General features: G+C 35.9%; 10 protein-coding genes and 1 tRNA gene. 1 reads left to right on the forward strand and 10 read right to left on the reverse strand.

Annotation, left to right across the window (positions count from 1 at the left end; translation table 11 throughout):
• Positions 1-8 precede the first annotated feature (8 nt).
• Entirely contained in the window at positions 9-773 is a 765-nt protein-coding gene (dusB, locus tag MWH06_00340) for a tRNA dihydrouridine synthase DusB (protein ID UPA55166.1), read from the forward strand.
• Here the strand turns inward: dusB and MWH06_00345 are convergent.
• The 10 genes from MWH06_00345 to fusA all read right to left on the reverse strand — a co-directional run bounded on the left by MWH06_00345 (position 761) and on the right by fusA (position 15,787).
• Positions 761-9,280 carry a DNA-directed RNA polymerase subunit beta/beta' gene (locus MWH06_00345; protein UPA55167.1) on the reverse strand — a complete coding sequence of 2,840 codons (8,520 nt, stop codon included), beginning with the start codon at positions 9,278-9,280 and terminating at the stop codon, positions 761-763. The genes dusB and MWH06_00345 overlap by 13 nt on opposite strands.
• A 58-nt stretch (positions 9,281-9,338) precedes the next feature.
• Positions 9,339-9,740: a 50S ribosomal protein L7/L12 gene (gene rplL, locus MWH06_00350; protein ID UPA55168.1), complete on the reverse strand. Its 402-nt coding sequence runs from the start codon at positions 9,738-9,740 to the stop codon at positions 9,339-9,341.
• Positions 9,741-9,766: 26 nt separating this feature from the next.
• Complete coding sequence (rplJ, locus tag MWH06_00355; protein ID UPA55169.1) at positions 9,767-10,285, reverse strand: 50S ribosomal protein L10; 519 nt, start codon at positions 10,283-10,285, stop codon at positions 9,767-9,769.
• 12 nt (positions 10,286-10,297) lie between these two features.
• Positions 10,298-10,951: a 50S ribosomal protein L1 gene (gene rplA, locus MWH06_00360; protein UPA55170.1), complete on the reverse strand. Its 654-nt coding sequence runs from the start codon at positions 10,949-10,951 to the stop codon at positions 10,298-10,300.
• 4 nt (positions 10,952-10,955) lie between these two features.
• Positions 10,956-11,396 carry a 50S ribosomal protein L11 gene (locus tag MWH06_00365; GenBank protein ID UPA55171.1) on the reverse strand — a complete coding sequence of 147 codons (441 nt, stop codon included), beginning with the start codon at positions 11,394-11,396 and terminating at the stop codon, positions 10,956-10,958.
• Between the two features lie 2 nt (positions 11,397-11,398).
• Positions 11,399-12,247 carry a transcription termination/antitermination protein NusG gene (gene nusG / locus MWH06_00370; protein ID UPA55172.1) on the reverse strand — a complete coding sequence of 283 codons (849 nt, stop codon included), beginning with the start codon at positions 12,245-12,247 and terminating at the stop codon, positions 11,399-11,401.
• On the reverse strand, positions 12,225-12,425 hold the full coding sequence (secE, locus tag MWH06_00375) for a preprotein translocase subunit SecE (protein ID UPA55173.1): 201 nt from the start codon (positions 12,423-12,425) through the stop codon (positions 12,225-12,227). The genes nusG and secE overlap by 23 nt, the downstream gene beginning before the upstream one ends.
• A gap of 19 nt (positions 12,426-12,444) precedes the next feature.
• Positions 12,445-12,517, reverse strand: a tRNA-Trp gene (locus MWH06_00380).
• A 13-nt stretch (positions 12,518-12,530) separates the two neighbouring features.
• On the reverse strand, positions 12,531-13,703 hold the full coding sequence (tuf, locus tag MWH06_00385; GenBank protein ID UPA55174.1) for an elongation factor Tu: 1,173 nt from the start codon (positions 13,701-13,703) through the stop codon (positions 12,531-12,533).
• 11 nt (positions 13,704-13,714) lie between these two features.
• Positions 13,715-15,787 (reverse strand): elongation factor G, encoded by a 2,073-nt coding sequence (gene fusA / locus MWH06_00390; GenBank protein ID UPA55175.1) that lies wholly within the window; start codon positions 15,785-15,787, stop codon positions 13,715-13,717.
• Between the last annotated feature and the right edge of the window lie 16 nt (positions 15,788-15,803).

Raw genomic sequence — 15,803 nt, forward strand, 5'->3', positions numbered from 1 at the left:
TCCCTTACTTGATCTGCTTATTCTTCTTCTACCTCTCTCACATCATTTTTTCAATCACCTTTTTCAGCAGGTCTATAGATATAAACTTTGGTTGTCCAGTTAAAAAAGTTGTAAATGGTTATGCAGGATCAGCGCTAATGCGCGATGAAAAAAAGGCTGCTGAGATAATTGAAGCTGTAGTCAAAGCAGTGAATGTGCCAGTTACGGTGAAAATGCGCACTGGATGGAACGATGAAAATCGCAATGCTCCGCGTTTAGCAAAAATTGCCGAGGAATTAGGAGCAAAAATGATTACTGTGCATGGAAGAACAAGAGCGCAGCTCTATAACGGTCAAGCAGATTGGAAATTCGTTAGAAATGTTAAAGAACAAGTGAAAATTCCAGTTATAGTAAATGGCGATATTAAAAACTTGAGTGATATTCAAAGTGCTCTTAAAGAATCCGGAGCAGACGGAGTGATGATAGGTCGTGGTGCCTACGGTAAACCTTGGCTGATTAATCAAGCAATGAACTTTCTCAGTGGAAGTGAAACTTCTGAGCCAACAGCTTCAGAGAGATCAAGCATCATACTCGAGCATTACGACAATATTCTTGAGTACTATGGAAATGATACAGGAATAAAGATGGCCCGCAAACACATAGGTTGGTACAGTAGCGGGCTTCAAAGCTCATCTGAATTTCGCATGAGAGTAAATAACACGACAGATAGCACAGAAGTGAAAAAAAATATTATTGGCTTTTTTGGTCAAACTAGCTGTACTCAATTCGACTGATCATAATGTGATGCTACCACGCTCTCTTCCTCACTAGAGTGTAAATGACAACCATTATCCATCAACCATTTTTCGTCATAAGTTTCAATATCAAAATATTTTTCATATTTATCTACATTATCACAAAGTGAAAGTGTTCTGATCTTATTCATAATCAAACCTGTACCAGCAGGAATTAATCTTCCTACTATAACATTTTCTTTTAATCCACTTAAAGGATCTCTCTTCCCGCAGAATGCTGCTTCTGTAAGTACTTTTGTTGTCTCTTGGAAAGAGGCAGCAGAAATAAAGGAGCTAGTTTCAAGACTTGCCCTAGTAATCCCCTGCAGAATAGGAAGATAATGAGCAGGCCGTTTGCCAGAGTTACTCATAGCATCATTTTCCCTATCAACTTCCAGCTTGTCAATGCTTTCGCCAACCAAGTACATAGTATCACCAGGATCAGTAATTTCCACTTTTTGTAGCATTTGTTTTAAGATCACCTCTAAATGCTTGTTGTCTATACGAACACCCTGCAATCTATAAACTTGCTGTATTTCAGAAATCATATAGTGCGCTAAAGCTTCTAACCCAAGCACACGCAAAATATCATAGAGATCAGGGTCACCATCCATCAACAGATCACCTTTACGCACAAAATCACCTTCATTAACTATTACGTGTTTGCTCCTTGATACCAGATATTCAACTGGAGAAATCTGCTCATCTACAGGTTTAATTAATATACTGCGTTTTCCTCTACGGTCTTTTTCAGAAAACGCTACATAGCCATCTATCTCATTAACAATAGCATGCTCTTTAGGACGACGTGCTTCAAATAACTCTATAACCCTCGGTAAACCACCAGTAATATCACGAGTTTTAACTGACTCTCTTGGTGTTCTTGTAATAACATCACCTGCATGAACCTTCTGGCCATTTTGCACATTGAGCACTGCACCAATTGGTATAAAATAACATGCTTCAACGCCACTTGCGAGTGTCATTACTTCACCATTATCGTCAAGCAGCACAATACGAGGACGTAAACTAGCTCCACCAGAATGCAATTTCCAGTCTTTTACTACTTTGCTTGATATTCCTGTAGATTCATCCATCACTTCAGTGATCGAAATTCCATCTTTTAAGTCCTGATAAGACACTATACCAGTCTTCTCCGTGATAATAGGCAATGTATAAGGATCCCATTCCGCAACTTTATCGCCAATTTTTACTGACCCACTCTCATCCACATAAAGCTTAGCACCGTAAGGTACACTATGCTTCAACTTCTCACTACCAAGGCTATCAACCAACACGACTTCACAGGAACGGCTTATCACAATTTTATTTCCGTTTCTATCTATAATTATATTACTATTGTTTAACTTTATTTTAGCACTAATAGAAGCTATAATATTTGAGGATTCAACGCCTCTAGTCATTACCCCACCTATATGGAAAGTACGCATCGTTAACTGAGTACCTGGCTCTCCAACAGATTGAGCAGCTATAACACCAACTGCTTCACCTATTGAAACAATTTTACCAGTTGCAAGGTCTCTTCCATAACACAAAGAACACACACCAGGACTTATTTCACAAGTTAAAGGCGATCTAATTTTTACAGCATCAAGACCTGCAATGCTGATTTGCTTTACTTTATCCTCATCAATTAATTCCCCTGCTTTTACTAATAATTCTTTTGTCACTGGGTTATATATACCATTTGCAGATGTTCTACCCAGCACAACACTCTCTAAAGATGCAACTATAGTACTTCCTTCAACTGTAGCTCTCACAACAAGACCATTTTTTGTTTTACAGTCATGCTTTGTAACTATGCAATTTTGAGACACATCAACTAAACGACGAGTTAAGTATCCAGAGTTTGCAGTTTTAAGCGCAGTGTCAGCTAAACCTTTACGCGCACCGTGAGTAGAATTAAAGTATTCAAATACGTTCAATCCTTCACGGAAATTAGAAACTATAGGTGTTTCTATAATCTCACCAGAAGGTTTGGTCATGAGCCCTCGCATTCCTGCTAGCTGTTTCATCTGTGAAGTAGAACCCCTTGCACCAGAGTTAACCATCATATACACTGAGTTGTACTTACTATTTCCATCATATATAGATATTACTTTTAACATATCATTAGCTATCATATCCGTACACTTAGACCATTCATCTATAACCTTGTTATACCTCTCACTTCTAGTTATTAGCCCATCTTGATATTGCATAGAAAATTTCTTAATTTCACCCCTCGCGTGATCAACATGTGTAGCTTTAGTTTCAGGTATAACCAGATCACAACGACTAAAAGAAACACCAGAAAATGTGGCATACTCAAAGCCAAGTATCATTAATTTATCAGAAAATGCCACTGTAGCACTTTGACCACAGTTACGATATACTAAATCAACTATACCAGTTATTTCCTTGACTGTTAATATCTGATTTATTAGATCGAAGCCTAGATTCTCATGCTTAGGAAAAATTTGCCATAATATTAAACGGCCAGGAGTTGTACAAACAGTTTTATAGTGAGTTTCACCGCTGCTATTAATATACTCCATCCTATACCTTATACTAGAATGAATATGTAAAGTACCATCACTCAAAGAATGCTCAACTTCACAAAAAGCACCAAAAGATGGTAAATTATCTTCCTTAGGTTCTTGTAAAGTCAGATAATATATACCAAGTACTATATCTTTACTAGGAACTATAATCGGTCTGCCATTAGAAGGACTTAAAACGTTATTAGTGGACATCATCAACACCCTAGCTTCAAGCTGAGCTTCCAATGAAATTGGCACATGCACTGCCATTTGGTCACCATCAAAATCAGCATTAAACGCCGTACAGACAAGCGGATGAAGCTGTATTGCTTTGCCTTCAATAAGGATTGGCTCAAAAGCCTGAATACCAAGTCTATGTAGCGTAGGCGCTCTATTCAACAAAACAGGATGTTCTTTTATTACCTCTTCAAGCATATCCCAAACTTCTGGTTTTTCTGCTCTTATCAACTTACTAGCAAACTTAATAGTTGGAGCCATACCATACATCTTAAGCTTTGAGTAAACAAAAGGTTTGAATAGTTCAAGAGCCATTCTTTTTGGTAATCCACACTGATTTAGTTTCAAAGTTGGACCAACAACTATTACAGAACGTCCAGAGTAGTCTACCCTTTTTCCTAAGAGGTTCTGGCGAAAACGACCCTGTTTTCCTTTTAACATATCACTAATGGACTTTTTATATCCAACAGCACCAGCTTTGTTTACCAAAGTATTACGACGACTATTATCAAAAAGAGAATCAACTGCTTCTTGTAACATCCTTTTTTCATTACGAATCATAATCTCAGGAGGATTTAAGCTCAACAATTTCCTCAACCTGTTATTTCTATTAATAATAGTCCTATAATGATGATTCAGATCAGAAACTGCAGGACGACCACTTTCAAGCGATACCAAAGGACGCAAATCAGGTGGTAAAATAGGTATAGTTGTAAGTATCATCCACTCAGGCCTATTTCCAGATTTAATGAAGTTTTCAATAATACGCAATCTCTTTATAATTTTCTTTCTTCTTATCTCAGAAGCAACAGACTCTAATTCTAGTCTTAAATCCTTCCTAATTTCATGTAAATCAAGGCGCGTTAGCAACTCTCTTATAGCTTCAACACCTTGCATAGCTACAAAACTATCGATCCCATAGCTATCTTTAGCTTCATTATAAGCTTTTTCACTAATAATCTCACCTTTTTCAAAAGGCGAAACAAGAGGATCTATCACGATATAATTATCGCTATATAAAATATTCTCAATATCTCTGAGAGACATATCCAATAATGCTCCAATTCTTGAAGGAAGCGATTTCAAAAACCATATATGAGCAACAGGAGATGCAAGCTCTATATGACCCATCCTTTCTCTTCTTACTTTAGAAGATGTAACTTCTACTCCGCATTTTTCACATATGCGACCTCTGTGTCTTCTTTTTTTGTATTTTCCACATAAACATTCATCGTCATTGACAGGGCCAAAAACCTTAGGGCAAAATAATCCACCTTTCTCAACTTTGAACGTACGATAATTTGCAGTTGAAACATCTTCTATCTCACCACAAGATATACGCTTAATACTTTCAGGGCTAGCAATCGATATGCTAACCTCATTAAAAGGTTGTGCAATGTTAGTGTGAGATATATCTTCAATCACTACATCATTTTGCTTTAAATCTACATTTAAACATAAAGAACGTAGTTCTTTTATCATCACATTAAAGGATTCAGGAATTCCACATTCAAAATTACTGTCACCTTTTATTATCGATTCGTAAATCTTAACTCTACCATTAATATCATCAGACTTCACAGTTAACATTTCCTGCAAAGTATAAGCAGCACCATAGGCTTGTAATGCCCAACATTCCATTTCACCAAAACGCTGACCGCCAAAATGAGATTTTCCTCCTAGAGGTTGTTGAGTAACCAAACTATAAGGCCCTACTGAACGCGCATGAATTTTACCATCAACCAAGTGGTGCAACTTAAGCATGTACATGTAACCAACTGTAACCTTGCGGTCGAATTTTTCACCACTGCAACCGTCATATAATACAGCTTGTCCAGAGTTATCCAAACCAGCAAGTTCAAATAATTTTGCTATTTGTTCATCTTTTGGACCCTCAAATACAGGTGCAGCAACAGGAACGCCATCACGTAATTTACGTGCAAATTCAATGAGATTATTATCACTAATATTACGAATATCATTACAGATAGATACGTTACTACCATAGCTATAAACCTCAATCAGGAAATTACGTAAATTGCTGTATGAATTTTTACAAGAGTTCAAATAGTTCTCTACTAACGCATTCAACTCGTCATTTAGTGCATTCTTATTAGGTGTATTTAAAACAGAAACCGTTATTTCATCATCATCAATATTTTCAATTTTTTTATTGTCAAGGTATGCTACTGCAAATTGTGTAAAATTATCATCGTTAAGAGACCTAATTCCCTTGCAAAAAGCACTTTTGATTTTATTGATCTCATCAAGAACATTACTTACCTTTTCCCCTAATTTTCTACAAGCCCAACCCACATGCGTTTCCAGTATTTGCCCTACATTCATTCGTGAAGGAACACCAAGAGGGTTAAGAATAATATCAACAGGAGTACCATCTTCCAAATAAGGCATATCTTCCACTGGCACAACTCGAGAGACCACACCTTTATTCCCATGTCTACCAGCCATTTTATCCCCTGGTTGCAGACTATGTTTCACAGCAATGAAAACTTTTACTGACATCGACACACCTTGAGGCAGGTCATAACCTTCATGTAATTTTTCTACTTTTCGCTTAAACTGTGCTATTGCATGTGATACTTTTTCATCAAAATCTTTTTTTAAGCTCTTAACTTGCTCAGAAATGGATTGGTTTTTTAATCCTATACCCCACCATTGCTCACGTTCAATAGAGTCAAATTTTTCTCGATCTTGAGAACCAGAATTAATAAGAAGTTTCTTCAGTTCATCATAGAAATATTTACTAGTAACATTGATTATATAATCTCGCTCTTCCTCAAAGTCATTTACCTCTTTTTGTTTGATGAGTAATGCCCTTTCATTTTCTTCAACCCCCCTGCGTGTAAAGACTTGTACATCAATTACTGTCCCTTCAACATCTGGAGATGTATATAAAGAGGAATCCGCACAATCGAATGACTTTTCACCAAAAATTGTCATTAATAACTTCGTTTCAGGAGGCAATGAAAGAGAAGGTTTAGGTGTAACTTTACCTACCAGAATATAGCCTGGACCAACTCTTGTACCAATTTTCACTATACCACTATCATCCAAGTGATATAGATTTTCTTCATTAACACCAGGTATAGCACGAGTTATTTTTTCTGATCCTAAAGGGGTATCATGTACAACACAGTCAAATTCTTCTATATGAATAGAAGTAAAGAGATCTTTTTTAACAACTTCACTAGAAATAATAATAGAGTCTTCAAAATTATAACCTTGCCAAGACATAAAAGCGACTAGCAAATTTTTACCAAGCGCCAACTCACCACTGTTAATTGCAGGACCATCAGCTATTACATCACCCTTTTTAACATAATCACCTACGCACACTAGCGGTCTTTGATTAATACAAGTATTATGGTTAGAACGCTGAAATTTCCTTAGATGATAAATATCTACGTCTAAGTAGTTAACCCTTTCTTTATCAAAAGCACGTATAACTATAGAGTTACTATCAGAACTATCAACTATGCCATCGCGTTTTGCTAAAACTACAGCACCAGAGCCAGAAGCTACAAAAGACTCCATACCAGTAGCAACCAGAGGAGCGGTAGGCTTCAATAAAGGTACGGCCTGACGTTGCATATTTGAGCCCATTAATGCTCTATTAGCATCATCATTTTCTAAAAATGGAATCAAGGAAGCCGCAACTGATATTACCTGCTTAGGAGATACGTCAATGTAACTCACCTGATCACTGTTTACCATAATGAAACTACTAGCATATCTACAGTATAGCATATCATCAACAAAGCAATTATTTTCATCGAGCTTTACGCTGGTATCAGCTATATAATATAAACCTTCATCTATGGCAGACAGATACTCAATTTGATCAGTAACAACCCTATTAACTACTTTTCTATAAGGACTTTCAATGAAACCATATTTATTAATACGCGCGTATATAGCTAAACTGTTGATTAACCCTATATTTTGCCCTTCAGGAGTCTCAATAGGGCAAATTCTTCCATAATGAGTTGGATGAACATCACGCACTTCAAATCCTGCCCGTTCTCTTGTTAAACCGCCAGGACCTAACGCGGACAACCTTCTTTTATGTGTTATTTCAGATAACGGATTAGTCTGATCCATAAATTGAGATAATTGAGAAGAATTGAAGAAATCTCTTAAGACATTAGTTAACACTTTTGGATTAATAAAATCAGATGGAGAAACTTTATCTAAACTAGAAGTGGACATAGAATCAACTATTGCGCGTTCCAATTTCAACAACCCAGTTCTAAATTGATTTTCTATAAACTCTCCAACTGATCTTACTCTTCTGTTTCCTAAATGATCAATATCATCTACAGATCCTTGACCGTCACGTAACAATACTATTTTTTTTACAACTTCAATAATATCTTCATACGTTAAAACAGTTAAATCCTCATCATAATTTAATCCAAGGTAAGAGTTAAGCTTCAACCTACCAATGTTAGACAAATCATAATATTCCGGACTGAAGAAAAGATTACGGAAAAACTCCTCTACTATCTCTAAAACAGGAACTTCACCAGGACGCAAAACTCTATATATTTCATATAGCGCATCCTGATAAGACATGTTTTCGTCTAAGAAAAGCGTATTTAATATATAAGGTCCAACAGATACATTATCTATGTTCAATACTGATATTTCATCCACAGACAATAACTCAAGCTTCTTTATGTCTTCCAGCTTTATAGATTCACCAGCAGATAAAATTTTCGTAGAGCTAGCACTATCCATTAGATCTTCTGCGAGGAATAAACCACATATAGAATTGAAAGGAACCAGATACTCTTTCAATTCATTATCATATAGCTTTTTAGCTAGTCTTGAGGTAATACGAACGTTAGCTTTAAGCAGAACATTACCTTCAATATCCATTAAGTCGAAAGGCAACCTCACTCCTTTAAATTTATCAGGAACAAAAGGCACTTTCCAACCATCTTTATGTTTTACATACTTTATTTCCTCATAAAATCTATCGAGTATATCATTATTTGATAGACCTAACGCCTTTAACAAAACTGAGATTGGCAATTTTCTTTTTCTATCAACACGAAAATACAAATGGTCTTTAACATCAAATTCAATATCAAGCCAAGAACCCCTATAAGGAATAATTCTAGCAGAATAGATCAATTTACCAGAATTGTAAGTTTTTCCCTTATCGCTATCAAAAAATACACCAGGAGACCTATGCATTTGTGAGACAATAACTTTTTCTACACCATTAATGATAAAAGTGCCCTTATCAGTCATCATAGGCAACCCACAAAAGTGGACTTCCTGCTCTTCTATAGATTTTACAACGGTTGCAAGTTTAGAATGATCTCCACTCTCTTTAATCGATTTATATTCATCAAGAGAAATACCATCCTGCATAACAACAAGACGTATAGAAGCTATAACCTGAGCAGAAAAAGTTACACCACGCTTTATACACTCAGATTCATCATACTTAGGATCATCTACCCTACAACTTATAAACTCAATAGTAGCCCTACGCAAAGGATCATTTATTGGAAAGATTGTATGAAAGATAACTTCAAGTCTTTCATTACTCTTATTCTTAGGAGCAAATGAATCATACGATTCTTTTTGAACCTTAACCAAATCCAATAAAGAATCTTTTAAATCAATCGACCCAGAATAAGAAACTCTAGGAACAAAAGCACCAGAAGCGTACATATAAGAAGAATCAACCATTAAAATACCCCAAACTAATTAAAAGAGCTATATCAATATAAAATTAATACATTAAATATTATTCAAGCTCCACTTTAGTTACTCCTGCTTCAATAAGTTTTTGCTTGATTTTTTCTGCTTCATCTTTAGGAACATTAGCAGTTAAATCTTTAGGTAAAGATTCAACCAACTCTTTTGCTTCTTTTAAACCCAATGTAGAATTAACTTCTCTCACAGCTTTAATAACTCCTATTTTTTTACTCGCATCAATTTCTTTAATCACAACTTTATACTCAGCTTTTTCTTGAGCAGCAGGAGCAGCAACATTATCACTAATAGGCGCCCCAGCACCAACAGCCCCACCAAGAAAAGAACCAGCAGGCAACCCTATTTTCTCTTCTAGAACTTTTACAAGTTCAGAAGCCTCTAATAGGTTTAAAGACAATATTTTATCAACCAAATCACTTGTTACATTACTCATAATTACCACCTTACTTAACAACAAATTTATTTTTTAGAACTATAATAATCCAAAACTCTCACAAGCCTCATAGAAGATGAATTAATAGACAACGCCAATCGAGCAGGAATATCATAAGATATTAAACGCATAATTTTAACACGCAATTCATCCAGAGAAGGCAACTTAGCCAGTTTATTAACATCTTCCACTGTTAATAATTCATTTATATGAGCCGCGCAAATCACAGACATTTTTTCTTTGTTAGCATTAATAAAATCAACTATTAACTTTGCAGCTTCTACTATGCCACTAGAGTATATAATAGCAACAGAACCAGAAAATTTGCCTGATAAATAAGAAAATTTACCACTCCTTTCCAAAGCCAAGCGCGCTAGAGTGTTTTTAACTACTAATACTCCACCTGCTATAGACTTCAGGCTATTCCTCAGAGTTAATGAATCATTAGCGTTTATAGATTTAAAATTTACTAATATCAAGAAATCATTATTTACAAATACGTTTATTGTGCTCTGTATAAATTCATCCTTATTTTTACGCTTCACGGTATCACTCCCTTAAATTATATCTTCCACTTTGCTTATCTTATAAGCTTCACCCATAGTTGAATTTAAAAAAACACCCTTGAAGTAAATTCCCTTTGCAGAAATAGGTTTATTATCTTTAATTACTTTAAGAAAGGCTTTTAAATTTTCTAGCAAGTCATCAATATCAAATTTAATATTTCCTAATTTACCATGAATAACACCATTTTTATCTGTTCTAAATTTTATCTGACCAGACTTAATGGTTTTAATAGCTTCTGCAATGTTAGAAGTCACAGTACCAAATTTAGGGTTAGGCATCAGCCCTTTAGCACCCAATACTTTTGCAATAGGAGTGATTTTTGCCACAAAATCAGGAGTAGTAATGCACCAATCAACATCTAATTTTCTACCTTTTTTTATTTCTTCAACTAAATCCTCTCCTCCTGCAATATCAGCACCAGCTTTTTCAGCTTCTAATAAATGTTTATCTTGAGCGAAAACAGCTACTTTAATATTCTTCCCGATACCTTTAGGCAAAACTACTGTACCACGCACCTGCTCTTCAGATTTACGTGAATCTACGCCTAAATTGACTGCAATATCAACTGATTCATTAAACTTTGCTGAAGCAGACTCAATAATCTTCTTCAAACACTGCTTAGGATTATCATTATATGTATTCATTTACCTAACCTTCCACAACTTCTATACCCATAGATTTTGCAGTGCCTACAACCATTTTCACTGCTGAATCTTCATTATCCACTTTCATATCAACCATCTTGCACTTTGCCACTTTAATTATAGCAGACATAGGTAATTTAGCCACTAATTCTTTACCAGGATTACCAGAACTTTTACTTAATTTAGCCTCCTGCTTAAGTAAATAAGCCACAGGTGGACCGCTGACAGTAAAATCATGAGAGCGATCATCCTTTATGGAAATTCGCACTGTTACTAAATCGCCTACTTTATAATTAGCGTTAGTAGCGCTAGTAACTTTATTAAAAGCTTCACAAAACTTAGGAACAGGTATACCACGTGGACCAAGTACTGAAGCAATTTTCGGTCCTGGAATTGCTTTCCCAGCTTCCATAAGTAAGTTAATCTTAGCAACTATAACACTCATAATTAATCCTCTATTTTCTCTACTTTAGCCAGATCAAGCTCTATTATTGTCGGCTTACCTAAAATTGATACTTCCACATTAATAATTTTTTTCTCATCGTTTACCATATTTACCTTACCAGTAAAATTTTGAAAAAGACCATCATTAATTTTCACTTTTTCACCTTTTTCATAACCATAACCTAACTTCTTTGTCTCTTGAGCATTATAAAGTGCATTACACATTGAGTGAATCTCATCGTCCAAAATCACCTTTGGAATATTACCATTTTTCAAAAACCCATAAACCTTAAGAGATTTTGGTATATTATTGATAAAATTCAATACTTCATCGCATAAATTCACGTATAAAAAGACATAACCAGGAAAGCATTTCCTTCGTGTAGCAATTTTCTTAGATTTCAACTCTACTTCACTTAGCTCTTCATATGGAATAAAAACTTCCTTAAAGTAACCATTAACACTCAATCTCATAGAATTTTCCAATATATGTTGGCGCACTTTCTCTTCACAATTGGAAGCAACTCTCAAGATATACCATTTATATCTATTAAATTCTTTACACTTTAAACTTATCTCATCATCTGAAATCATCTCAAAATCTCCAGATTCGCCACTGCAGAATCCAGGCGTTTGATTCAAAATATTTTTGCTTTCATCACATAGATGCATATATACATACACTTCACATAACTCTTTTATATCAGACTTTGAATTACATACCGTTTGATAAGGAATAAACACTTCCTTAAAATAAACAGCATTACTTACCAATTCGCGTATATTTTGCTCATATCCATAATCAACTCTAATGATATACCATTTATATTCACATTCCATAAATAATTCCAAATAAAGCCTTAATTACGTAAAGAGACATAAAATCCACAAAACAGAAGAAAATCGAAAAGCATAATATAACAATCATCACAACAAATAGAGATGACAACACCTCCTGTTTCTTTACCCAAGCAATTCTTCGTATTTCTTGCTTTATATCATAGAAAAAAACACACAAACTTTTTAACATTTTCACCACAACATTAATGCAGGAGCGATAGGAATTGAACCTACAACCTCTGGTTTTGGAGACCAGCGCTCTACCAATTGAGCTACACTCCTATAACTCAAACTCTCACTCCAAAATTTCAGAAACAACACCAGAACCAACAGTTCTACCGCCCTCTCTTACCGCAAAACGCAATCCCTTATCCATTGCTATCGGTACTTGCAATTCTACTTCTACACTCACATTATCTCCTGGCATTACCATCTCCTTCCCATCTAGCAACTTTATGCTCCCAGTTACATCCGTTGTCCTTAAATAAAACTGTGGCTGGTAATTCGCAAAAAATGGTGTATGCCTTCCTCCTTCCTCTTTCTTTAATATATAAACCTCCGCCCTAAACTTTCTATGCGGCGTTATCGTCCCCGGCTTTGCTAATACTTGCCCTCTCTCCACTTCTTCTCTTTTTGTTCCTCTGAGCAATATTCCTACATTGAGTCCTGCACTTCCCTTATCCAACAACTTCTTAAACATTTCTACACCTGTGCATATCGTCTTTTGCGTCGCTTTCAGACCTATTATCTCTATCTCTTCTCCCGTCTTTATCTCTCCCTTCTCTATCCTTCCTGTTACCACCGTTCCTCGCCCCGATATCGAAAATACATCCTCGATTGGCAATAAAAATGGTAAATCCACAGGCCTTGGTGGAACCTCCACATACTCATCTAACTTCTCCATCAATTTATCTATTGATTTCTTTCCATATTCGCTACTATCATCCTCCAGCGCTTTCAATGCAGACCCCACTACCACAGGCACTTCATCCCCTGGAAATCCGTATTTATTCAGCAATTCCCTCACTTCCATTTCCACCAAATCTATCATATCAGCATCAGCAACATCAGCTTTATTTATATACACCACGATATATCCAACACCTACCTGCTTCGCTAGCAATATATGCTCTCTCGTTTGTGGCATTGGCCCATCAACCCCCGACACTACCAATATCGCCGCATCCATCTGTGCTGCACCTACTATCATGTTCTTTACATAGTCAGCATGTCCAGGACAATCAACGTGTGCATAATGCCTTTTTTCCGTCTGATACTCAACATGCGCTGTTGCTATCGTTATCCCCCTTTTCCTTTCTTCTGGCGCCTTATCTATCTGATCGTACGCTACAAAATTTCCATAATGCTTTGTTATCGCCGCTGTTAACGTTGTCTTCCCATGATCCACATGTCCTATTGTTCCCACATTTACATGCGGCTTTCCAAATGCTTCCACTACTGCTGTCATAATTATTACCCTTAATTATACTTTAATTTTAACTCATCAACCACATATTGTGGTACTTGTTCATAATAAGAAAAATGCATACTATACTGAGCTCTTCCCTGAGATATAGAACGCAAAACATTTATATAACCAAACATATTCGCAAGAGGTACGAAAGCAAGAATTATAGTGCTACTATTATGCGTTTCCATACTTGAAACTTGCCCCCTTCTGCTATTTACATCGCCCATGATATCGCCCATATACTCTTCAGGCGTAATGATTTCAACTTTCATTATAGGTTCTAACATTTTTGGACCAGCTTTATTTGCCATCTCTTTAAAAGCACCTTTAGCAGCAAGTTCAAAAGCTAAAGGACTAGAATCAACTTCATGGAAAGCACCATCAATAAGGGTAGCCTTAAAATCAATAACTGGAAAACCAGAGATCATGCCTCCTTCTTTTATCAACTCTAAACCATTTTGTACACCAGGAATATATTCTTTTGGAATTGTACCACCTACAATTTTACTTTCAAATTGAAACCCAGAACCAGGTTCAAGAGGTTCAAATATAATCTTTACTTTTGCAAATTGGCCAGCACCACCAGATTGTTTTTTATGAATGTAATCAATTTCAACAGATTTAGTGATAGTTTCACGATATGCAACTTGAGGCGCACCGACGTTAGCTTCAACGTTAAACTCGCGCTTCATTCTATCAACAATAATCTCAAGATGCAGCTCACCCATGCCTTTCAATATAGTCTGTCCACTCTCCGCATTTACTGACATTCTTAAAGAAGGATCTTCTGCAACCAATCTATTTAAAGCAACACTTAATTTTTCCTGATCTGAAGTAGTTTTAGGTTCCACGGCAATTTCAATAACAGGCTCAGGAAATTCCATACGCTCTAATAATATAGGAAAATCAGATGAACATAAAGTGTCGCCAGTAATTGTTCTTTTTAATCCAACTAAGGCAACTATATCACCAACTTTAGCTTCGTTTATATCTTCTCTGTTATTTGCATGCATAAGCAGCATTCTGCCAATTCCTTCAGTCTCATTTTTTCCTGCATTTAATACAGCAGATTTAGATTTTAACTTACCGGAATAAATACGAATAAACGTCAAGCTACCTACAAACTTATCCGTCATCACTTTAAACGCAAGAGCAACGAATTTCTCTTTTTCTGAAGGTTTGATCTCAATTTTCTTTTCTGAATCTTTAGGATCAGTTCCAACAATTACATCAATATCAATAGGAGAAGGTAAAAAATCAACCACACCATCTAAAAGTGGTTGTACGCCTTTATTTTTAAAAGCTGATCCACATAATACAGGAACAAATTTTCCTTTAATGGTCCCATTTCTCACGCATTTTTTCAGTAAATCCGCTGGCAGATCGTTAGACTCAAAGTAAATATTCATCGCTTCATCATCCATCTCAGCTGCAGCATCTAATAAAAAATTTCGATATTCTTGAGCCTTGTCAAGCAAATCAGAAGGAATATCTTCATAAGAAAATTTAGCGCCCAACGTTTCTTCTTGCCATATAATGGCTTTCATAGAAATAAGGTCAATTATACCTTTGAAATCTTTCTCACTTCCTATTGGCAACTGAATGACTAAAGGTGCTGCACTAAGCTTCGTCTTTATCATATCAACACATCGATAAAAATTTGCCCCTATTCTATCCATCTTATTAACAAAGCAAATACGAGGAACGCTATATTTATCAGCTTGACGCCAAACTGTTTCAGATTGAGGTTCAACTCCAGCAACTCCATCAAATACAGCAACTGCACCATCCAAAACCCTTAAAGATCTCTCAACTTCAATAGTAAAATCAACGTGACCTGGAGTGTCTATTATATTGACCCTATGATCATTCCAAAAACATGTTGTTGCAGCAGATGTGATTGTAATACCACGCTCTTTTTCCTGCTCCATCCAATCCATAGAAGCTGCCCCATCGTGCACTTCACCAATTCTATTTTGCTTGCCAGTATAAAATAAAATACGCTCTGTTGTGGTAGTCTTACCAGCATCTATGTGAGCCATTATTCCTATATTTCTGTATTTAGATATCCCAATTTCCATATCACAATTAACTAGC

The sequence above is a fragment of the Wolbachia pipientis genome, assembly GCA_023052945.1.
GTDB lineage: Bacteria > Pseudomonadota > Alphaproteobacteria > Rickettsiales > Anaplasmataceae > Wolbachia.

Coding starts and splice junctions, on each gene's coding strand:
- rplA (UPA55170.1), bottom strand. CDS start 10,951: ATGAATACATATAATGATAATCCTAAGCAGTGTTTGAAGAAGATTATT.
- secE (UPA55173.1), bottom strand. CDS start 12,425: ATGTTAAAAAGTTTGTGTGTTTTTTTCTATGATATAAAGCAAGAAATA.
- MWH06_00345 (UPA55167.1), bottom strand. CDS start 9,280: ATGGTTGATTCTTCTTATATGTACGCTTCTGGTGCTTTTGTTCCTAGA.
- tuf (UPA55174.1), bottom strand. CDS start 13,703: ATGACAGCAGTAGTGGAAGCATTTGGAAAGCCGCATGTAAATGTGGGA.
- rplL (UPA55168.1), bottom strand. CDS start 9,740: ATGAGTAATGTAACAAGTGATTTGGTTGATAAAATATTGTCTTTAAAC.
- MWH06_00365 (UPA55171.1), bottom strand. CDS start 11,396: ATGAGTGTTATAGTTGCTAAGATTAACTTACTTATGGAAGCTGGGAAA.
- fusA (UPA55175.1), bottom strand. CDS start 15,787: ATGGAAATTGGGATATCTAAATACAGAAATATAGGAATAATGGCTCAC.